The sequence below is a fragment of the Azospirillum palustre genome (genome assembly GCF_002573965.1).
In the GTDB taxonomy this organism is placed as follows: domain Bacteria; phylum Pseudomonadota; class Alphaproteobacteria; order Azospirillales; family Azospirillaceae; genus Azospirillum; species Azospirillum palustre.
This window is the reverse complement of the sequence record NZ_PDKW01000043.1, coordinates 812,529-833,485: the sequence shown is the minus strand read 5'-3', so window position 1 is coordinate 833,485 and position 20,957 is coordinate 812,529. Positions and strand designations below refer to the sequence as shown.

18 protein-coding genes are annotated in these 20,957 nt (G+C 68.8%); 7 read left to right on the top strand and 11 right to left on the bottom strand.

Annotated features, from left to right (window positions below; all coding sequences use genetic code 11):
* Positions 1-9: 9 nt before the first annotated feature.
* Positions 10-1,215: a DUF3095 family protein gene (locus tag CRT60_RS26310; RefSeq protein WP_098739476.1), complete on the bottom strand. Its 1,206-nt coding sequence runs from the start codon at positions 1,213-1,215 to the stop codon at positions 10-12.
* A 272-nt stretch (positions 1,216-1,487) separates the two neighbouring features.
* Here CRT60_RS26310 and CRT60_RS26305 point away from each other — a divergent pair, with 272 nt between their 5' ends.
* Positions 1,488-1,853 (top strand): hypothetical protein, encoded by a 366-nt coding sequence (locus CRT60_RS26305; RefSeq protein WP_098739475.1) that lies wholly within the window; start codon positions 1,488-1,490, stop codon positions 1,851-1,853.
* A 60-nt stretch (positions 1,854-1,913) separates the two neighbouring features.
* Positions 1,914-3,839, top strand: a complete 1,926-nt coding sequence (gene mutL / locus CRT60_RS26300; RefSeq protein ID WP_098741039.1) for a DNA mismatch repair endonuclease MutL — start codon at positions 1,914-1,916, stop codon at positions 3,837-3,839.
* A gap of 36 nt (positions 3,840-3,875) precedes the next feature.
* On the opposite strand, the gene CRT60_RS26295 is transcribed toward mutL, so the two are convergent.
* Positions 3,876-4,115, bottom strand: a complete 240-nt coding sequence (locus CRT60_RS26295) for a hypothetical protein (protein WP_098739474.1) — start codon at positions 4,113-4,115, stop codon at positions 3,876-3,878.
* A 123-nt stretch (positions 4,116-4,238) separates the two neighbouring features.
* Entirely contained in the window at positions 4,239-4,850 is a 612-nt protein-coding gene (locus CRT60_RS26290; RefSeq protein ID WP_098739473.1) for an NAD(P)-dependent oxidoreductase, read from the bottom strand.
* Positions 4,851-4,996: 146 nt separating this feature from the next.
* Here CRT60_RS26290 and CRT60_RS26285 point away from each other — a divergent pair, with 146 nt between their 5' ends.
* Positions 4,997-5,434: a winged helix-turn-helix transcriptional regulator gene (locus CRT60_RS26285; protein WP_098741038.1), complete on the top strand. Its 438-nt coding sequence runs from the start codon at positions 4,997-4,999 to the stop codon at positions 5,432-5,434.
* Here the strand turns inward: CRT60_RS26285 and CRT60_RS26280 are convergent.
* Positions 5,386-7,116 (bottom strand): alpha-amylase family protein, encoded by a 1,731-nt coding sequence (locus CRT60_RS26280; protein WP_098739472.1) that lies wholly within the window; start codon positions 7,114-7,116, stop codon positions 5,386-5,388. The genes CRT60_RS26285 and CRT60_RS26280 overlap by 49 nt on opposite strands.
* Before the next feature lie 353 nt (positions 7,117-7,469).
* Here CRT60_RS26280 and CRT60_RS26275 point away from each other — a divergent pair, with 353 nt between their 5' ends.
* On the top strand, positions 7,470-7,703 hold the full coding sequence (locus tag CRT60_RS26275; protein WP_098739471.1) for a hypothetical protein: 234 nt from the start codon (positions 7,470-7,472) through the stop codon (positions 7,701-7,703).
* 81 nt (positions 7,704-7,784) lie between these two features.
* On the opposite strand, the gene oxlT is transcribed toward CRT60_RS26275, so the two are convergent.
* From oxlT to CRT60_RS37825, 3 genes are all read right to left on the bottom strand, one after another.
* On the bottom strand, positions 7,785-9,131 hold the full coding sequence (gene oxlT, locus CRT60_RS26270) for an oxalate/formate MFS antiporter (protein WP_098739470.1): 1,347 nt from the start codon (positions 9,129-9,131) through the stop codon (positions 7,785-7,787).
* Positions 9,132-9,794: 663 nt separating this feature from the next.
* A complete protein-coding gene (gene rsmD, locus CRT60_RS26265; protein ID WP_098739469.1) occupies positions 9,795-10,355 on the bottom strand; it encodes a 16S rRNA (guanine(966)-N(2))-methyltransferase RsmD in 561 nt (186 codons plus the stop codon).
* Positions 10,336-11,661: a pseudouridine synthase gene (locus CRT60_RS37825; RefSeq protein WP_098739468.1), complete on the bottom strand. Its 1,326-nt coding sequence runs from the start codon at positions 11,659-11,661 to the stop codon at positions 10,336-10,338. Before CRT60_RS37825 ends, rsmD begins: the two co-directional genes overlap by 20 nt.
* Positions 11,662-11,766: 105 nt before the next feature.
* On the opposite strand from CRT60_RS37825, the gene CRT60_RS26255 reads away from it, so the two are divergent.
* Complete coding sequence (locus CRT60_RS26255) at positions 11,767-12,219, top strand: nucleoside deaminase (RefSeq protein WP_098739467.1); 453 nt, start codon at positions 11,767-11,769, stop codon at positions 12,217-12,219.
* A gap of 243 nt (positions 12,220-12,462) precedes the next feature.
* Positions 12,463-13,968, top strand: coding sequence for a methyl-accepting chemotaxis protein (locus tag CRT60_RS26250; protein ID WP_098739466.1), 1,506 nt, complete (start codon positions 12,463-12,465; stop codon positions 13,966-13,968).
* Between the two features lie 74 nt (positions 13,969-14,042).
* Here CRT60_RS26250 and purD read toward each other — a convergent pair whose 3' ends face one another.
* Positions 14,043-15,329 carry a phosphoribosylamine--glycine ligase gene (gene purD, locus CRT60_RS26245; RefSeq protein ID WP_098739465.1) on the bottom strand — a complete coding sequence of 429 codons (1,287 nt, stop codon included), beginning with the start codon at positions 15,327-15,329 and terminating at the stop codon, positions 14,043-14,045.
* 73 nt (positions 15,330-15,402) lie between these two features.
* On the opposite strand from purD, the gene xseA reads away from it, so the two are divergent.
* Positions 15,403-17,037, top strand: coding sequence for an exodeoxyribonuclease VII large subunit (gene xseA / locus CRT60_RS26240; protein WP_167421815.1), 1,635 nt, complete (start codon positions 15,403-15,405; stop codon positions 17,035-17,037).
* A 41-nt stretch (positions 17,038-17,078) separates the two neighbouring features.
* Here the strand turns inward: xseA and CRT60_RS26235 are convergent, their stop codons facing one another.
* The 3 genes from CRT60_RS26235 to CRT60_RS26225 form a co-directional block, all read right to left on the bottom strand.
* On the bottom strand, positions 17,079-18,998 hold the full coding sequence (locus tag CRT60_RS26235; RefSeq protein ID WP_098739464.1) for a tetratricopeptide repeat protein: 1,920 nt from the start codon (positions 18,996-18,998) through the stop codon (positions 17,079-17,081).
* A 57-nt stretch (positions 18,999-19,055) separates the two neighbouring features.
* Positions 19,056-20,111, bottom strand: coding sequence for a dihydroorotase (gene pyrC / locus CRT60_RS26230; RefSeq protein WP_098739463.1), 1,056 nt, complete (start codon positions 20,109-20,111; stop codon positions 19,056-19,058).
* A gap of 196 nt (positions 20,112-20,307) precedes the next feature.
* The gene (locus CRT60_RS26225) at positions 20,308-20,916 is read right to left on the bottom strand and encodes a hypothetical protein (protein ID WP_098739462.1); all 609 of its coding nucleotides are present in this window, start codon (positions 20,914-20,916) and stop codon (positions 20,308-20,310) included.
* Between the last annotated feature and the right edge of the window lie 41 nt (positions 20,917-20,957).

The following is a 20,957-nucleotide window of genomic DNA, read 5'->3' as shown; positions in this document are numbered from 1 at the left end:
CCGGCTGGATCACGACAGGGCGGCGGCGAGCTCCGGTTCCGTCGCCTGCCCTGCCTTTTCCCGCGCCTTCATCGCCTTCAGCATGACAGAGGCGCGCCAGAACCCCAGCCCGGCCCCATCGACGAAATGCACATGGCGGTCGGCCGTCACGTCGCCGACCAGACAGGTGACGGTGGTCGCATCGGCCCGCGCGGTGCCGTAGCGGATCGAACCGGCCTGCGCCGCCTGGGCCAGCAGCGCCTCGATGGCGTCGGCCTCCCCCTCCGTCACGTCCAGCACCAGCCGCGGCCCGCCGGCCGATTTGCGGAAATCGGTACGCTCCGCCATGCGGCGTCGGTAGCGCTGCGGGTCGAAATTGCCGAGCGACAGGCCCAGCCTCAACAGCACGACCAGCAGTCCCGACCCGGCCAGCGCCTTGCCCACCCGGCCGATGCGCGTGCCCAGACCGTCGCCATCCCGGCCGCCGCGCGCCTCCATCAGCAGGGAGCGCCAGTCCGGCGGCCAGCGCGCTTCCAGCCGTTCCCCCGCCCCCAGCGGGGCGGCGCCGGCGGTGGGCACGATGGCCTCGATGGCGCGCTGGACGCGGGCAAGCTCCAGCAGCCCCGCGGCCCCCGGATCGACCGCATCGACGATCACGCACAGCACGGTTCCGCGCCGCGGCGGCACCGGGTTCCAACGGCAGGAGACCGACTCCAGCCCGGGCAGCGGCCCCTGCTGCGGCGGCAGGCGCCAGCGCGCATCCTCCTTCACCCAGGCATCGGCCGCCACCACCCCGGCACCGAGGAACAGGCCGAAGCTGTTGCCGTTGCCGACATCGTGCAGTGCCGCCATCACCTCCAGCCCCTGGTCGAGCAGAGCCTGCACCGGCACCAGCCCGACGCGCAGCGGCACGTCCATCACCTCCGCCGACCAGTGGGCAAGTGCGGACAGCGCCGCCCGCGCTCCGTCCTCCCTCCCCGGCGGCACCGCGGCGATGGCACCGTCACCGCCGAACTGGCAGGCGGCAGGCTCCTGCCCGATGCGCACCGCGTTGGACAGCACCGCGACCACCCCGGCGGCGACGAAATTCACGTCGCGATGGCGTCCCTGCGTGGCAAGCTGTGTGCTGCCGGTGACGTCGGCAACCGCCAGCGACCAGCCGCCGTCGAGCGCGGCATAGCGCCGGGGATCCGACGCCTCCGCGGCGAAATCGCGGATCACCGGCAACAGAGGCATGGCGGTTCCCCCAACGGACTGCAACGGGCGGGTGGCAACGGGACGAGGTCGAAGCCTAGCATGACCGCAACTGCAGCGGCAGGGAGGAGGAACCCCGAAAATCACGGCCCCGTCAGCGAGGCCGGCAGTGTCAATGCAGGGCCCGGGCACGAAAATTACCGGGCCGTAACGAATGCTTACGTCATTAACCGTTGTTAAACGATGTGCCCCCAAAACTGTCTGAATATGTCGGTATGGTTTCAGGGTTTCGGAACAAGAGGACGTCGCTCTTCATGTCTTGGCTGTCGAAATTCTCTGGAGGCAACAAGGAGCCGGGCGGCGCGAAGTCCGCAGCCGAGCCGCGCAAGGAGCGCCCCTCCACCCCGCCGAAGATCGTCATCGACCATCACGAATATGTGCCGGAGGAGTTCGTCATCGGCTCCTTCCGCATCCGCCCCTATGACGGCGACCTGATCGCCAAGCAGAAGTTCGATTTCCGCCTGCAGTTCGACATCGGCGGCGACCCGGTGGACGTTTCCTGCATGGGCCTCGTGGTGAAGCTGACCGAGGAGGCCGGCCTCGTCGCCCGCTACCAGCCGCCGCAGCCCTTCTACGAACGCAAGCTGGTCGATTACATGAAGGCCCTGAAGGGTCTGTAAGCGCGAATAGCTGCCCGAAGATGGTGGTGTCGGCCAACGGTCGGCACTATATCTATGGGCATGCCGATCCGTCTGCTCCCAGAAACACTGGTCAACCGCATCGCCGCCGGCGAGGTGGTCGAACGTCCCGCCGCCGCCGTGAAGGAACTGGTGGAGAACGCCATCGACGCCGGCGCCACCCGCATCGACGTGGTGGCGCGCGATGGCGGCAAGTCGCTGATCGCCGTCACCGACGACGGCTGCGGCATGACGCCGGACGAGCTTGTGCTGGCGGTCGAACGCCACGCCACCTCCAAGCTGCCGGGCGACGACCTGCTCGACATCCGGTCTCTCGGCTTCCGCGGGGAAGCGCTGCCCTCCATCGGCGCCGTCAGCTGCCTGACCATCACCAGCCGCGCCCGCGATGCCGACAGCGCCTGGAGCCTGACGGTGGATGCCGGCGCCAAGGGCCAGCCGCAGCCGGCGGCGCTGGCCCAGGGCACGCGGATCGAGGTGCGCGACCTGTTCGCCGCCGTGCCGGCCCGGCTGAAATTCCTGAAAGCCTCGCGCACCGAATACGACCACATCGCCGATTGCCTGGAGCGGCTGGCGATGGCCCATCCCGGCGTCGCCTTCACGCTCAGTGACGGCGGGCGCGGCGGGCTGCGGCTGAGCGCGGCGCAGGGCGACCTTCTGGACGCCCGGCTGACCCGGCTGGGTGCCTTGATGGGCCGCGATTTCCAGGAGAATGCCGTCCCGGTGACTGCGGTGCGCGAGGGCGCGTCGCTGGCCGGCTGGATCGGCCTGCCGACCCTGCACCGTCCGACCGCCAAGCACCAGCATTTGTTCGTCAACGGCCGGCCGGTGCGCGACAAGCTGATGGTGGGCGCGGTGCGCGCCGCCTACGCCGATTTCCTGCCGCGCGACCGCCACCCGATGCTGGCGCTGTTCCTCGACATCGACCCGCAGGAGGTCGACGTGAACGTCCACCCGGCCAAGGCCGAGGTGCGCTTCCGCGACCAGGGTCTGGTGCGCGGCCTGATCGTCGGCTCGCTGAAGCACGCGCTGGCCGAGGCCGGCCACCGCGCGTCGACCACCGTCGGCCTAGCCACGCTGGGCGCCCTGCGGCCGGAACCTGCCGGCGACACCGACAGCGGCTTCACCCCCTCCCCCCTGCCCTACGGCCGCTCCGGCGGTGGATCGGGCGGCGGGACAGGGAGCGGTTGGGCCGGTTCCTACACGCCCACATCCGTCCCGCGCGGTCTTGCCGAGCGCTCCGCCGCTTTCCAGGCGCCGACCCAGTCTGAACTGCCGCCGCTGCAAGGCCGGCTCAGCGGCTTCGGCAACGGCTTCGCCCCGGCGGCCCGCCCGCCGGAATACCGCGCCCCCGATCCTTCCGCGCACAAGCCCGAGCCGCCGCCCGACAGCCACCCGCTGGGCGCGGCGCGGGCGCAGGTCCACACCACCTACATCGTGGCGCAGACCCGCGAAGGGATCGTCATCGTCGACCAGCACGCCGCCCATGAACGGCTGGTCTACGAGCGGATGAAGACCGCCCTGCTGGAAGGCGGGGTGAAGCGCCAGGCGCTGCTGATCCCCGAACTGATCGAGCTGGACGAACCGTCCGCCAACCGCCTGCTGGGCCGCAGCGCCGAACTGGCAGAACTCGGTCTGGTGATCGAGGGCTTCGGCCACGGCTGCGTCATGGTGCGCGAGGTGCCCGCCCTTCTCGGCCAGTCGGATGTGAAGAACCTGATCCGCGACCTTGCCGAGGAGCTGTCCGAACTGGGCGACGCCCTGTCGCTGAAGGAGCGGCTGGAGGAGGTCTGCGCGACCATGGCCTGTCACGGCAGCGTCCGCGCCGGCCGCAGCTTGAGCGTCGACGAGATGAACGCCCTGCTGCGCCAGATGGAGGCGACCCCGCACAGCGGCCAGTGCAACCACGGCCGGCCGACTTATGTGGAGCTGAAGCTGGCGGATATCGAGCGGCTGTTCGGACGGCGGTAGACCGGCAGTTCCGCTGCCGGCCCTGGTTGCCGGGCCTCACCCCCTCAGGATCATCGCGATCATGATGGCGGCGAAGCTGACGATGGCGACCGAGCCGACGATGATGCTGGCGAGCATCTGCGCCGAGATGTAGGAGCCGGCGACAGTCCCGGCGATCCGCGCCATCCCGTCGCGGCCACCCCTCGGTACATTCGCCCCAGGGTGTCCGCAGGATGGGCAGGACGGAGCTTCGGTGGAGATCGTGTGGCCGCAGGCGGCGCAGGGGATCAGAGCCATTCCGTTCCTTCCCATGTCTGTCATGCCGGGCTTGATCTGCCCTTGCCGAAGACATGGGAGGGGAAACGAGCGATTGCAGCCCCCTGCTCCGGACAACCTACCGGAGAGATACCCCGGCCGCGCTCAGTACCCCACCGTGAAGCGCTTGCGCTCGTGCTTCGGCGTCTCGATCTCGTCGACCAGCGCCACGGCGAAGTCCTCGTAGGAAATCCAGCTGCGGCCGGTCTCGTCCGCCAGCAGCCCATCGGAGCCAAGGCGGAACTTGCCCGTCCGTTCGCCCAGCACGAACTCGGCCGAGGGCGACAGGAAGGTCCAGTTCAGCGCCGGCTCGGCCTTCAGGCGGTCGAGGAGCTCGGCGCCCTTGGTGGCCTCGGCCTTGTAGATTTCGGGGAATTCCGGCAGGTCGAGCACGCGCACGCCCGGCGCGACTTCCAGGCTGCCGGCGCCGCCGACCACCAGATAGCGCGGCACGCCGGCACGCTTCGCCGCACCGATCAGCGTCTCGGCATCGCTCATCAGGAACATGACGGCGCTGACCACCGCGTCATGGCCGGCCAGCAGCGGAGCCAGCGTCTCGCCGTCGTTGGCGTCGCCGGCCTTCACCGTCAGGCCGGGGGCGGCAGCCACCTTGGAGGGATCTCGGACGATGGCGGTGACGCTGTGGCCGCGGCGGAGCAGTTCGGCCTGGATGCGGCTGCCGGCGCGGCCGGCGGCACCGATGATGGCGACGTTCATGGCGGGTGTCCTCGAACTAGGTTTCCAATGGTGACTTGATGCCGCTTTGGAAATCTGGTGTAAAGAAGGCACCTTTTCGTGACATGGTCACCCGCGCGTAACCGCCGGGTCGCCGGCCTGGATGACTGAACTGGGAGTGGATGCGGATGGACAGGACCCTGCTGGGGCTGGGCGGCAAGCGTCCGTCGGAGGTGGATCAACTGCCCGACGCCTATGCCTCCGCCTGTCCGACCCGGCAGGCGCTGGACCGGATCGCCGACAAATGGACGGTGCTGATCCTGGGATTGCTGGAAAGCGGGCCGATGCGCTTCAACCAGCTGCGCCGCGAGATCGAGGGCATTTCGCAGAAGATGCTGTCGCAAACCCTCAAAAGCCTGGAGCGCGATGGGCTGGTCAGCCGCAAGGCCTTCGCCACCGTGCCGGTCACCGTCGAATATTCCATCACGCCGCTGGGCGCCACGCTGGCCGAAACGCTGGTGCCGCTGCGGATGTGGGCCGAGACCCACATCGCGCAGATGCTGGAGGCCCGCGCCGCCTATGACCGGGACGACGAGGATGCCCCGGTGCGGCTGGACGTCGCCTGAACCTCCTCACCGGGCTTCCCGTCCGACTCCGTCCGCCGCAGCAGATAGTCCAGCCCGCCGACCCGGAACCAGCGATAGCCGTAGGCCTCCATCACCAGATGGTGGCGGCCCTTGGCATCGGGTTCGCTGTGGTCCTCCGACAGCAGGTTAACCAGCCGGCAACCCTCGCCATGGCCGTCCACGTCCAGCACGATCTCGCAGGGCTTGTCCGACAGGTTGTGCAGGACGACCACCCCGTTGTTGCGCCAGTCGTAGCGCAGGGCCAGCACCTCCGGCCGGCCGGTCTTCAGGATTTGGAAATCGCCCCAGCCGATTTCGGGACACTCCTTGCGCATGCGGATGATGCGCTCGGTCCAGTTCAGCAGCGATTGCGGGTCGCGGCGCTGGATGGCGGCGTTGATCCGCTCATAGCCGAAGACGCCGCCGCTGATCGCCGGGGTCTCCGGCTCGTCGGACTTGGTGAAGCCGCCATGCGGCTCGTCCGACCATTGCATCGGCGTGCGGGCGCAGTTGCGTTCGGGCAGCGACAGGTCGTCGCCCATGCCGATCTCGTCGCCATAGCGGATGACCGGTGTCCCCGGCAGGGTGAACATCAGGCTGTAGGCCAGCTCGATCCGCCGCCGGTCGGCGTTCAGCATCGGCGCCAGCCGCCGGCGGATGCCGCGGTCATAAAGCTGCATCGATTTGTCCGGCCCGAAGGCGGCGAACACCGCCTGCCGCTGCTCCTCGGTCAGCCGGCCCAGATCCAGCTCGTCATGATTGCGCAGGAAGGTGCCCCATTGGGCGGTGGCCGGACGCGGCTTCGTCACCTCCAGCGCCTTGGCGAGCGGCGCGGTGTCGGCGGTTGCCAGAGCATAGAACAGATGCTGGTTGACCTGGAAATTGAACATCATGTGGCAGCGGTCGCCGTCGCTGCCGAAATAATGCAGGTCGTCTTCCGGCAGGATGTTGGCCTCCGCCAGCAGCATGGCGTCGCCGCGCCGCCACTGCACGAATTCGCGGAAGCTGCGCAGCATGCCGAACTGCTCCTTCGGCTTGGTGACGTCCGCCCCCTTCTCCGCGATGATAAAGGGCACGGCGTCCATGCGGAAACCGGCGACGCCCAGCTGGATCCAGAAGCCCATGATCTTCAGCAGCTCGGCATGCACCTCTGGATGGGCGGTGTTCAGGTCGGGCTGGAATTTGTAGAAGCGGTGGAAATACCAGGCCTTGGCTTCGCGGTCATAGGTCCAGGTCGATTTCTGCACGCCGGGAAAGACCATGCCCTGGTCGGCATTCTCCGGCTTCCTGTCGGACCAGACATACCAGTCGCGATATTTGCTGTCGGGATCGCTGCGGGCCTCCTTGAACCAGGGATGCTGGTCGGAGGTGTGGTTGATCACCAGATCGATGATTACCCGGATGCCGCGCTGTTCGCAGGCATGGGTGAACTCGACGAAATCGCCCAGCGTGCCGTACCGCGGATCGACAGTGTAATAGTCGGCGACGTCATAGCCGTCGTCCTTCATCGGCGAGGTCTGGAACGGCCCCAGCCACAGGCAGGTCACCCCCAGCCCGTGCAGATAGTCCAGCCGGCGCAGCAGCCCCTGGAAATCGCCGACGCCGTCGCCGTTGGCGTCCATGAAGGTCGACAGCGACAGATTGTAGATCACCGCATTCTTGTACCAGAGGTCCCGGATCATGGCCGCTCCATCGCGATGCCCTACCCCCGGCCCGATGCGGGGAGGACAGGCGGGGAACAGCGGCAAGGCCACTTTGGTTGCGGAACAAACCGCTCTTCGGCGGTAGGAGCCAGCCAGTTGGCCCTGCGGCAAAGTTGCAGGTCAGGCATCCGGCATCTGGTATGCAAAACTTTTTGCGGTAGCATGCCGGACTGCTTATGTTGCAGCACAGCATGACTGGACCGTCACCGTGGGCAGCCGCTGTCCGTGGCGGATGCCGTTCGGCCTCATGCACTGTTGTTCCTGTTGCCTTTGTTCCTGTCCCCTCTGTTCCTGTCGATGCCCCCTCCCCTCCCGATAAGGACGTTACCGCCATGATCGAGACCCAGGCCCTTCTGTTCCTCGCGCTGACCGGCATGATCGGCCACGCCGTCTACATGGCCAGCGGACGCGGCGGCTTCACCGTGATCGAACCGGAGAAGGACGAGACGGAAGAGGAGCCGGGCATCCTGTTCTCCTCCGACCGCTTCCAGCAGGCGGCCCAAGCCGAAAACAATTCCGACGGCAAGCCCGGCAAGGCGAAGGACCGTCCCTTCTGGATCGAATGAACGATGCGGACCGGGGCGCTCTCGCGCATCCCGGCCCGCATCCGTCAGTCAGTCTTCCGAGCGAAGCCCCCCGACTGCGCCTTACCCGTTGGCGGTGCCGGCGGCGGCCCCGACCGGGACGGCGCGGGTTGCATCGCCATGTTCGGCGCGGCGTGCCAACTCCTCGTTCCGGGCGTGGTGGCGGGCCAGCATCGGCTTCAGGACCAGCAGCGCACAGGCCGCGGCGGTCAGATCCATGGTGGCGGTGACGTACAGCACGGTCGCCCAGGTGCCGGTGGCTTCCATCAGCAGGTTGCCCAGCGGGACCAGCAGGGCGGCGACACCCTTGGCGCAGTACAGGACGCCGTAGATCTTGCCGGCATGCTTGGTGCCGAAGGTGTCGGCCGAGGTGGCGCTGAACAGGCTGTACACTTCGCCCCAGGCCAGGAAGACCATGCCGCTGAGGATCAGGAACATCATCGGGTCGTGGCCGAAGCGGCTCAGCATGATGATGCCGACGCCTTCCAGGGTGAAGGCGACGAACATGGTCGCCTCACGGCCGATGTGGTCGGAGATGAAGCCGAACAGCGGACGCGAGATGCCGTTCATCACGCGGTCGAGCATCAGGGCGAAGGGCAGAGCCGCCATCGTCAGGCCGAAGACGCTGACCGGTGCTTCCTTCACGCCCAGGTCGTGGGCGATGACGCCCAGCTGGGCCACAGCCATCAGGCCGCCGGTGACGGTGCCGATGAACATCGCCCACATGACCCAGAACACCGGGGTGCGGACCGCTTCGCCGAGCGTGTAGTCGCGGCGGGTCTGCGCGACCTTGGTGGAGGCCTTGACCTGCTCCTTCTGCGGCATGCGCAGGAACAGCGCGGCGCAGATGATGATGGCGCCCTGCACCAGGCCGAACCAGAAGAAGGCCGACTGATAGCCGCTGCTGTGGATCATCGCCGAGATCGGCAGGATGGTCAGGGCCGAACCGGCGCCGTAGCCGCCCGCCGTCAGGCCGACCGCCAGACCGCGCTTTTCCGGGAACCACTTCAGCGCGTTGTTGACGCAGGTGGCGTAGACGCAGCCGACGCCGATGCCGCCGATGGCCGAACCGACATACAGCATGGCGAGCGTGCCGGCATAGCTGTCGACGATCCAGGACAGGCCGGTGAAGAAGCCGCCGGCGGCGACGATCACCTTAGGACCGTACTTGTCGATGAAGTAACCCTCGATCGGCGTCAGCCAGGTCTGCACGACGACGAAGATGGTGAAGGCGGTCTGGATCGATGCGCGCGTCCAGCCATGGGTCGCCTGGATTTCCGGGACGAACAGCGTCCAGGCATACTGGATGTTGGCCGCCGCCACCATGCAGACGATACCGACGACGATCTGCGTCCAGCGCACCGCGTCGGTCACCGGCGCCGCGGATTCCGCCGCCGGTTGTGAATTCATATGAGCCATCGTGCCTCCCTTAAACTTGCCTGAGCCGGCGGCACGGCCCCTCTCCCGGGGACCGGCACGCCAATCACGATTGCGGAATGACCCGGACGGACCGCTCTTGCTGACGGTGCCGATCCGGAACTCGGCGCGGATGCCGACAATCGCTCGGAGTTCGATTGTCCCGATTTAGGAATGCCAGATATGTAATCTGGTATGCCAAAACCGGGGACAAAAAGACACCGACGGTCGGATCGACGCCGTAGGCATACAGTCTGATCAAGTAAAACTTACCTTACACACCACATCCGGCGAGCGGTCCACACCGGTTCTATTATCGGATCACCCGATCAGTCGCGTGTTCTGTAAAAAGAAGCCGTGCCGGTACCTGCACGGCCCCCTCAAACGAGGGTGTGCAGTCTTAGGAGATAGATAGATGCCGCCGTTTCCATAGAGGAACCGCATCGGCGACACATAATGTTTTGCTCGGATTGTTTTGGAACTCAACAATCTGTTTCGTCTTTCCGCATGATGGAAAAACACGAGCGCCAGCCTTGGAACGCCAGGGATGCGTCCCCATCGGCGGGTGGGCGGGGCCGGTAAAAAATGGAACTCAGGGGGATCTAAGGGACTGACCCGCAACGCCAAGGGGGGCGCAAGCGGGAACCGCCCATGCGGTCAGGCCAGGTGGCGGACCGTCAGGAAGGCGACGCGGGTGTCGCCATAGAGGCGCTCGTCGAGCGCCGAAAAACCATCGGGAAGAGGCAGCGGGTCGCGGTCGGCGACCTCAACCACGGCGAGCGCGCCGTCGGCCAGCCAGCCGGCGCGCAGCAGACCCTCCAGCGCGCGCGGCGCCAGCCCCTGGCCATAGGGTGGGTCGAGGAAGGCCAGCATGCACGCACGGGGGGCCGGCGGCGGCTTTGCCGCATCGGCACGCAGAATCTGGGCGTTCGCCGTCTCGCGCAGAGACTCGACATTGGCGCGCACGGCGTCGAGCGCCGGCCGGCCCATGTCGAGGAAGCCGCACCAGGACGCACCGCGCGACAGGGCTTCCAGCCCCAGCGCACCGGTGCCGCAAAAGGCATCGACGACCGCGGCGCCCTCGAACTCGGGCGCCCAGTCGGCATGGGCCAGGATGTTGAAAATGGCTTGCCGGGTGCGGTCGGTGGTGGGGCGGGTATCGCGCCCGCCCGGTGCCACCAGACTGCGGCCGCGGTGCTTACCGCCGACGATCCGCACGCGGGCGCTCCGTCCGTCCGCCAGCCCCGCCGCCAGGACGGTCGCCGGACCTCTCGCCACCGGCCTTCGGCCCGCCCCGCGGCGCCGGACCGGCACCCTTCGGACCAGCCCCCTTCGGACCGGTCGGCTTGGAGCCGCCCGGCTTGAAACCGGGAGCCTTGCCGTCCCGCGGCCGGTCTTCACGCGGCCTATCGTCACGAGCCCTATCATCGCGAGAGCGTGCGCCCTCGGACCGCGGGGCGTCGGACCGGGCGCCCTCAGGCTTGCCGGAACGGCCCGGCTTCGCCGAGCCGCCGCCGAGCGACAGGGTGCCGCGGGTCGCCCCGCCGCGCCGCGCCGGCTTGGCCTCTTCGGTGCGGGCGGCTTCGGCCTCGTGCCGCTTGGTGGCGGACCGCGGCGCGCGTTTCGGCGCCGCCTTGGCATCGGCTGCCGCCGCCCCGCCTTTCGAGGGTGCGGCCTTCGGACCGGACTTCCCCGCCGCTTCGGCACGGGCCTTGGCGCGCTGCTTGGTGCCGGACTCGGTCGACTCCGCCCCTTCGGGCGTGCCGAAGAAGGGAGCGATCTGTTCGCGGACGACGCGCTTCGGCACCTCCTCCACAGCCCCCTCCTCCAGCTTGCCGAGCTGGAAGGGGCCATAGGCGACGCGGATCAGCCGGTTGACCTGGAGCCCCAGCGACTCCATCACCTTGCGGATCTCGCGGTTCTTGCCTTCCTTCAGGCTGACGGTCAGCCAGGCGTTGCGGCCCTGGATGCGGTCGAGCGCGGCCTCGATCGGGCCGTACTTCACGCCTTCGATGGTCGGCCCCTTCTCCAGCGCCGCCAGTTGCCTCTCGTCGACCTCGCCGAAGACGCGCACGCGGTAGCGACGGGTCCAGCCGGTGGCCGGCAGTTCCAGGAAGCGGGCCAGTTCGCCGTCGTTGGTCAGCAGCAGCAGTCCCTCGGTCGTCAGGTCGAGACGGCCGATGGAGACCACGCGCGGAAGTTCGGGCGGCAGGCGGTCGAAGACGGTCTCGCGACCCTTCTCGTCACGGGCGGTGGTGACCAGCCCCGACGGCTTGTGATAGCGCCACAGGCGGGCCGGCTCCGGCTCCGGAATGACCTTGCCGTCGACCTGCACGATGTCGCCGGGGCGCACCACGCAGGCGGGGCTGTCCAGCACGCGGCTGTTGACCGCGACGCGGCCCTCGGCGATCCAGCGTTCGGCGTCGCGGCGCGAGCATAGGCCGGCGCGCGCCAGTCGCTTGGCGATGCGTTCACCGCCATCATTGGCGGAATCGGATTTCTTGACAGTATCGGAGCGGTCCATGGCCGGACCATAGGGCCTGGACGCGCCGCCCGCAACACTGGTCCAGCGCCCTGGCACCGGAATCCGGTTGACGGGCTCGGCGGCCGGTTGGCACCCTGCCCGGCCATGCCCTCTCCCTCCTATATGGACCTCGCCTTCGCCGCCGCCGAGGCCGCCGCCGCGCGCGGCGAGGTGCCGGTCGGCGCCGTCGTCGTCGATCCCGCAACGGGTGCGGTGCTCGCCGCCGCCGGCAACCGGACGGAGGAGCTGTGCGACCCGTCCGCCCATGCCGAACTGCTGGCGATCCGCACCGCCTGTGCCGGGCGCGGCCAGCCCCGCCTTCCCGGCTGCGACCTGTATGTGACGCTGGAGCCCTGCGCGCTCTGCGCCGCGGCGATCAGCTTCGCTCGCATCCGGCGGGTCTATTACGGCGCCTACGATCCCAAGGGCGGCGCCGTCGACCACGGCCCGCGCTTCTTCACCCAACCGACCTGCCACCACGCGCCGGAAATCTACAGCGGTATCGGCGAGACAAGGGCCGGGACGCTGCTGCGGGACTTCTTCAGGGAGCGCCGGTAGGCCTTCGCCGACGGTTTGGCCCTTGGTGTGCGCATTATTGTTATCGGCGCATCGGAACAGAATTTCTTAACAGCAAACGCATGCAAACAAATTCACCCCACAGAGAATCCGGACGAAACTCCTCAGGCCGCAGCAACCGGCGCATATTATAAGTATAAACAAGGTATGATCTGTTAAGTGTTTGTTTAGCGAATATATGCCCATGATGCGTCTGTCGCCTTCAGCCATCGGGAGTTAAAAAGAATGCTGTCGTTCCGCAAGCCCCAGGACAATCAAGCAGCCGAAGAGCTGGCTCTGCTGGGACGCCATGCGGGTGTCGGGTTGTGGGACGCCGTGATTCACAATGGCGATCCGATGCATGCGCAGAGCCGCTGGCACTGGTCGCCGGAATTCCGCCGCCTCGTCGGCTTTGGCCACGACGACACGGCCGGCTTCCCCGACAAGGTGGGGTCCTGGGCAGACCGGCTGCACCCCGACGATGCCAAGCCGACCTTCGACAGCTTCATGGCCTGCCTGAACGACCGCAGCGGCCGCACCGGCTATGACGTGAATTACCGGCTGAAGGTGAAGGACGGCAGCTATCGCTGGTTCCGCGCCATCGGCGGCGTCGCCCGCGACAGCAGCGGCCTTGCGCTCCGCGCCTGCGGGTCGCTGATCGACATCGATGCCGAGCGCAACGAGTTGGAGCGGGCCAAGCTGCTCGACCGCCATGCCGGCGTCGGGCTTTGGGATGCGGTGTTCCACAACGCCGACCCGATGCATGCGCAGAGCCGCTGGCACTGGTCGCCGGAATTCCGCCGCCTCGCCGGGTTCGACCGTGACGACAAGATCGGTTTCCCCGACGGCGTCAATTCCTGGGCCGACAGGCTGCACCCGGACGACGCCAAGCCGACCTTCGACGGCTTCATGGCCTGCCTGAACGACCGCAGCGGCCGCACCGGCTACGACGTCGATTACCGGCTGAAGCTGAAGGACGGCACCTATCGCTGGTTCCGCGCCATCGGCGGTGTCGCCCGCGACGGCAACGGCCTGGCCTTGCGCGCCTGCGGGTCGCTGATCGACATCCACGGCCAGAAGATGGCCGAACTGCGGCAGGCGGAACTGGACGGCGAACGCCGCAGCAGCATCGCCACCCTCGCCGAGTCTCTGGACCGCGAGGTCGGCACCGCCGCCGACCGCGCCACCGCCAACGCCCAGACCGTCGCCGCCGCAACGGAGGAGCTGTCGGCCTCGATCTCCGACATCAGCAACCGCGCCAACGAGGCGTCGGGCGCCTCGCTGAAGGCATCGGAGGAGGCGACCCGCACCAACGCCGCGGTGGAGGCTCTGGTCACCTCGGCCGAGCGCATCGGCGCCATCACCAAGCTGATCAACAGCATCGCCTCGCAGACCAACCTGCTGGCGCTCAATGCCACCATCGAAGCCGCCCGCGCCGGCGAGGCGGGCCGCGGCTTCGCCGTTGTGGCGAACGAGGTGAAGTCGCTGGCCCAGCAGAGCGGCAGTGCTGCCGACGACATCGCGGCACAGATCGCATCGGTCCAGCAGGAGGCTCTGCACGCGGTCGACGCCATCCGCCGCATCGGCGCCATCGTCACCGACGTTCAGCAAATCTCGACCACCATCGCCGCTGCCGTGTCGCAGCAGGAATCGGCGACCAAGGAGATCGCCCACAGCGTCACCCGCGTGGTCCGCGACATCGAAGTGGTGTCGCAGAACATCGCCTCCACGTCGGAACGGCTGCGGGCGTAAAGGGAAAAGACCCTGAGGGAAAAGAAAAGGGGGCGCATCGCTGCGCCCCCTGATTTCCTGTCCGATAGCAGAGCTTACCGCCCCACCGCCCGCCAGCCGATGTCGCGGCGGCAGAAGCCGCCCGGCCAGTCCAGCGCGTCCACCGCCTTGTAGGCCGCCGTCTGCGCCTCCGCCACCGTCGGCGCCAGCGCAGTCACGCCCAGCACCCGGCCGCCGACCGACAGCACCCGGCCATCCTCGGCCCGCTTGGTGCCGGCATGGAACACGGTTACGCCGTCCACGGCACCAGCCTTGTCCAGCCCGCGGATCTCGGTGTTCCTGGCGTAATCGCCGGGATAGCCGTTGGCCGCCATCACCACGCACAGCGCGGTGCGGTCGTGCCAGCGCAGGTCGATGCTGTCCAGCACCCCGTCGGCCGCCGCCACCAGCGCCGCCAGCGCGTCGGACTTCAGCCGCATCATCAGCGTCTGGCATTCCGGGTCGCCGAAGCGGACGTTGAACTCCAGCGTCTTCGGCACCGGGCCGTCCGGCGTCTGCATGATCATCAGGCCGGCGAACAGCACGCCCTTGAAGGGCTTGCCTTCCGCCGCCATGCCCTTGACCGTCGGCAGGATGATCTCGCGCATCACGCGATCCTGCAAATCGGCGGTCAGCACCGGGGCCGGGGAATAGGCGCCCATGCCGCCGGTGTTGGGGCCGGTGTCGCCGTCGCCGACCGCCTTGTGGTCCTGGGCGGAGGCCAGCGGCAGCGCGTTCTCGCCGTCGCACAGCGCGAAGAAGCTGACCTCCTCGCCGTCCAGGAACTCCTCCACCACCACCTCGGCACCGGCGGCGCCGAAACGGCCGCCGACCAGCGCGTCGTCGATGGCCTCGAACGCCTCCTGCTCGGTGCGGGCGACGGTGACGCCCTTGCCGGCGGCCAGCCCGTCGGCCTTCACCACGATGGGGGCGCCATGCTTGCGGACATAGGCCTTGGCGGCTTCGGGATCCTTGAAGCGCTCGTAGAAGGCGGTGGGCACCCCGTATTTCGCCAGGATGTCCTTCATGAAGCCCTTGGAGCCTTCAAGCTCCGCCGCCGCCGCACTCGGCCCGAAGGCCTTGACGCCCAGCGCGGTCAGCCTGTCCACCAGACCCAGCACCAGCGGGCCTTCCGGACCGACGACGACGAAGTCGATGGCGTTGTCCTGGACGAAGCGCACCAGCGCGTCGACATCTTCCGACCCGATGGGCACCAGCGTGGCGACGTCGGCGATGCCGGCATTGCCCGGCGCGCAATAGAGCGCATCGCACAGCGGCGAGTTGGAAATGGCCCAGCAGAGCGCGTGCTCACGACCGCCCGATCCGACGACGAGGACTTTCATGGGGGGGCGCTCCTTCCGCCTTGTTGCGATCTGCGCGCCTTGTATCATGGCGGCGCCCCAACTCAAGAGCGCCATGACGTCCGAAAACGCACCCCAAACCTCCACGCCGCTGATTGCCCCGGAACCGCGCCCCGGCTCCAACCTTCCGGAATTCACCGTCGGCGACCTCGCCCGCCGGCTGAAGCGCAGCATCGAGGAGGAGTTCGGCTTCGTCCGCGTCCGCGGCGAGATCAGCCAGCCGAAGAAGCACAGCTCCGGCCACTGCTACATGCGCCTGAAGGACGACACCGCGGTGATCGAGGCGGTGTGCTGGCGCGGCACCATGGCGAAGCTGGCCGTCCGGCCGGAGGAAGGGCTGGAGGTCATCGTCACCGGGCGGATGACGACCTACCCCGGTCGCTCGCAGTACCAGCTGATCGTCGAGTCGATGGAGCTGGCCGGCGAAGGCGCGCTCCTGAAGATGCTGGAGGAGCGCAAGCGCCGGCTGGCGGCGGAGGGGCTGTTCGATCCCGCCCGCAAGAAGCGGATCCCCTTCCTGCCCGACGTGATCGGCGTCGTCACCTCCCCCACCGGGGCGGTCATCCGCGACATCCTGCACCGGCTGAACGACCGCTTCCCCCGCCATGTCCTGCTGTGGCCGGTCGCGGTGCAGGGCGAGCGCGCGGCGGCCGAGGTGACGGCGGCCATCGAGGGTTTCAACCGCATTCAGCCGGGTGGACGCGTCCCTCGCCCCGACCTGATCATCGTCGCGCGCGGCGGCGGCTCGCTGGAGGACCTGATGGCCTTCAACGAGGAGAATGTCGTCCGGGCCGCCGCGGCCAGCGCCATCCCGCTGATCTCCGCCGTCGGGCACGAGACCGACACCACGCTGATCGACTTCGCGTCGGACCTGCGGGCCCCCACCCCGACCGCCGCCGCCGAGATGGCGGTGCCGGTGCGCGGCGAGTTGCTGGCCCAGATCCTCGACGACGAGCGCCGGCTGCTCGCCTGCGCCTCCCGCGCGGTGGAGGACCGCCGCAACCGGGTGGAGGGGCTGGCCCGCGGCCTCGGCGATCCCCGCGCCCTGCTGGAGGGCCATGCCCAGCGGCTGGACGACCGGGCGGAGCGGCTGAACCTTGCAGCGATGGCCCTGCTGGAGCGCCGCCGCACCCGCGTCGGCGAGTTGGCCGCAAAGCTGCGCCATCCGCGCGAGAAGCTGGCCCAGGCCGAGCAGAAGCTGGCGTCGGAAAGCCGCGCCCTCGATTCAGGCCTGCGCCATGCGGTGACCACCGCCGGCGGGCGGTTCGACCGGGTTGCCGGCCGGCTGTCGCTGACCCCGGCGCGGGTGAAGCTGGCCGACGGCGAACGCCGCATCGCCGACCTGACGCCGCGCCTCGACCGCAGCCATGCCAAGGGGGTTGCCGACAAGGCGGCATCTCTGGCGTCCCTTGGACAGCTGCTGGAGAGTTACAGCTACAAGGGTGTGCTGGCCCGCGGCTTCGCCCTGGTCGAGGACCGCGACGGCCGCCCGGTGACCCGCGCCGATCAGGCGACGCCGGGTCTGGCCGTCAACATCGTCTTCGCCAACGATGCCAAGGTTGCAGCAACCGTCGATGGCGGCGCGCCCAAGGTGGAGATCAAGCCCGAGGCGCAGGCGGACCCCAAGCCGGAGAAAAAGGCGGCACCGCGCAAGCCTCGGCCGGTGCCGGTACAGGGCAGCCTGTTCTGAGACTGCGTGGCCTGGGTCGGACAGGAGTGGAGCGGAGCCGGCTATCCGCCGGCCAGTTCGTCGAGCCGTTGCCGTGCAAGCCGAAGCGGCACGCTCCAGTCCTTCGGCGCCTGTTGGCGGCATAGTGTGACGGACGGATACCAGGGGGTGTCCGTCCGGTCACGCAGCCAGCGCCATTCGGCGGCATGGGGCAGCAATGCACAGGTCGGGCGCCCCAGCGCCCCGGCCAGATGCACGGTGACATTGTCGATGCAGACCACAAGGTCGAGGGCGGCAACCGCCGCGGCCAGCCCGTCGAGGTCGCCCCAGGGATCGAGACCGGGCAGTCCGCCGATGTCGATGCCCTCCGCCGTCAAGGCGGCGATCTCCTGAGTCCAGTCGCCATATTGCAGCACCACGAGGCGGACGCCGGGCCGGTGGAGCGCATGCGCCAGCACGCGCAACGGAATGTTGCGACTGCACCCATGCTTGGGATTGGTGGTGTGCCAAGCGATTCCGACCGCCAGCGTGCCGGCCGGAATCGCCGCGCGAAAACCCGAAGCCCTGGCCGGATCGGCCAACAGATAGGGCGCGGCGGAGCGCGGGGCGCCCCCGGCGTCCCCCAGCAGGCGCGGCAGGCTGCCCGCCGGGATTTGCGCGGCGATCGGGGCGCGGACCGGGTCGGCCGCCTCGGTCCGCGTCAGGCTTGGATCGGGGGGCCAGCCACGCGCGACCACCTCCACCTCCGGCAGTGAGCGTGCGAACAGCGGAACCAGCCGCGGCTCGCATTCCAACACACAGCCGACACCGGCCCGGACCAGCAGCGGCAGCAGGCTGGCGAACTGGATTTCGTCGCCGATCCCCTGCTCGCCCCAGATCAGCAGACGGTTCCCGCCAAGCGGCTGACCCGTCCAGGCCGGTTGCGGGAACCGGCCGGCGGCGAACAGCCAGGGCGGCACGGTCCAGCGGTCTTCCCAGGCCGCCCACCCCTCTTCGAAGCAGCCAAGGGTCAGCAGGGCCAGGGCACGGAGCAGCCGGGATTCCCCCAGCTCGGGAGCGAGCGCCAGCACCGCCTGCGTGTTCGCCAACGCTTCCTCCGGATGGCCCGCGAGCAGCAGCGCGTCACCCAGATTGCTGCGGATGCCGACCTCGTCCGGCCGCAACGCCGCCGCCCGGCGCTGGCCGGTCAGCGCGGCGTCCAGCTCATCCAACCCCTTCAGGACATTCGAGCGGTTGTTCCACAGCTCCGCCGCCGCCGGGTCGACCGCAAGGCCGGACTCATAGGCCCGGCGCGCCTGCGTCAATCGTCCGGCCTCCTTGTGCAGCCTGCCCAGCCCGTTCCAGATGCCGTGATGCAGCGGGTCGAGGATCAGGGCACGCCGGAGCGTCCGTGCCGCCGCGCCGTCGGGAGCCTGCCGGCCCAACGGCAGGAGATACTCCCCCAGCAGCCGCAGCATCTCGGCGGCATCGGGGGCCAGCAGCAGGGCAATGCGGCGCTCCGCTGCCGCCGCCGCCCCCTGCCTATTCGTGGCCAGCGCCACCGCGAGGTTGCAGCGCAGCTCGATGGAAAGCGGTTGCAGGCCGACCGCAGCACGGAGCGCCTGCGCGGCCTCGCCGGGGCGGCCCGCCTTCAAGGACCGCATCGCAAAATCGTTGAGCTGGACGATCCGGGTGGGATCGAGGGTGGCGGCGCGGACCATCGGGTCAAAGGCCTCGCCGGACCGTCCCAGCGCCTCCAGCAGGCCGGCGAGATTGGTATGGAAATCCGGCTGCGTCCCATCGCCGGCGATTGCCTGCCGGATCAGGGCGCAGCCCTCCTCCAGCCTGCCGCTCTGCCCCAGCAGGATGCCGCGCAGGTGGAGCGTCATGACATGGTCGGGAACCGCGTCCAGAATCTGGCGATAGATGGCATCCGCCTCGTCGAGGCGCCGCTCCTGGTGCAGGTCGAAGGCGATGAGCAGAGCTTCCTGGATCGTCGCCATGACCGTTCCGTCCTTCCCTTATCCGCGCCCTTTTCCGCGAAACCGGTCCGCAGACCGTCACACCGCGCCGGCGAAGCTCCAGCGCAGGGTCTCGCCGCTGCGGAAGGGCAGCACGGCGTCGCCCTCGCTGACCAGGATCAGGTCGGGGGCGACCGACGGACGGCGCTCCAGCGCCACCCGCTCCTCGCTGACCGGCAGGTTGTAGAAACGCGGGCCGTTCAGGCTGGCGAATGCCTCCAGCCTGTCGAGCGCGCCGGCCTCGTCGAACGCCTCGGCATAGAGTTCCAGCGCGTTGGCCGCGGTGAAGCAGCCGGCGCAGCCGCAGGCGGCCTCCTTGGCGGTCACCGTGTGCGGCGCGGTGTCGGTGCCGAGGAAGAACGGCCCCTCGCCGCTCGTCGCCGCCTCGACCAGGGCCACCCGGTGCGTCTCGCGCTTGGCGATCGGCAGGCAGTAGAGGTGCGGGCGGATGCCGCCCTGGAAGATGTGGCTGCGGTTGATCAGCAGATGGTGCGCAGTGATGGTGGCGGCGATCCGGCCGCTGGCGGCATGGGCCCGCACGAACTGCACGGCGTCGGCCGTCGTCACATGCTCCAGCACGACGCGCAGGCGGGGGTGACGCTCCAGCAGCGGGGCCAGGATGCTGTCGATGAACACCGCCTCGCGGTCGAAGATGTCGACCGACTGGTCGGTCACCTCGCCATGGATCAGCAGCGGCATGCCGATGTCCGCCATGCGCTCCAGCACCGGGGCGATGCGGGCGATGTCGGTGACGCCATGGGCGCTGTTGGTGGTGGCGTTGGCGGGATAGAGCTTGGCGGCGGCGAAGACCCCGTCCTTGAAGCCCTGCGCCAGATCGTCGGCATCGGTGCCGTCGGTCAGGTAGGCGGTCATCAGCGGGGTGAAGGCGACGCCGTCCGGCAGGGCTGCCAGGATGCGCTCGCGGTAGGCCACGGCATCGGCGGCCGTCGCCACCGGCGGCTTCAGGTTCGGCATGACGATGGCGCGGCCGAACTGGCGGGCGGTGAAGGGCAGAACCGCCTTCAGCATGGCGCCGTCGCGCAGGTGGACATGCCAGTCGTCGGGACGGCGGATGACAAGACGGTCGTTCGGCATGGATCGGGTCCCGGCGCTGGTGTCGAGGGGCGGTGAGCTTGGACGACGTTCTATCGCCATCGCCGCGGCATCTCAACAGAGGCGGTCCCCAAACCGGAAACGGAGACTGGAAGCACAGGGTGAAGCCGGCAGCCCCCCGCCGGCCGGCGTTGGCGGGGGGCTGGCCGTCCTGGCCGAAAGCTTACTGGCCGAAACCTTACTGGATGGTGGTCGAGGTCTTCAGGCCGAGGATGCCGTCGATCTTCGCGGCCTGCTCCGCGGTCACCGGCTTGCCGCCGATGCCGGCGAGCTGCTGCCGGGCGTCGGCAACCGCCTTGTCGCGGGCGGCGCTGTCCTTCAGCGCATGGGCGGCCAGCATCTGCTCGTGGTACTTGCCGAGCTGGACGGGCAGCTGGTCGGTCGGCTTGGCGCCCAGTTCCTTGGCGACGGCGTCGGCCTGGGTCTTGGTCACCTCGGCCTTCGGGGTGGCCGCGACCTGCTCATGCTTGGTCTTGCCCGCCTCGGTCTTGCCGGCATCCGCCTTGGTGGCGTCGGCCTTGGTGGCGTCGGCCTTCGGGGCCTCGCTCTTGGTGGCTTCGGTCTTGGTGGCCTCGCTCTTGGTGACAGCCTTCTGATCGGCCTTCTGGTCGAGCTTCGGAGCCGTCGTGGTGGAGTCGGTCGTCACGGCGGGGGCCGGCGTTGCCGGAGCGGCCGGCGCGACCGTTGCCGCACCCGCGCTCAGCACGGGGGCCGTCGCCATCAGGGCGACGAACGCAAAGGTCGAAACGGACGAGCGGATACGCGACCCAAAGACGGTGCCGGACATTTGGTTTCTCCATTTCGGTGAGCGATCCTCGTTGCGGGATC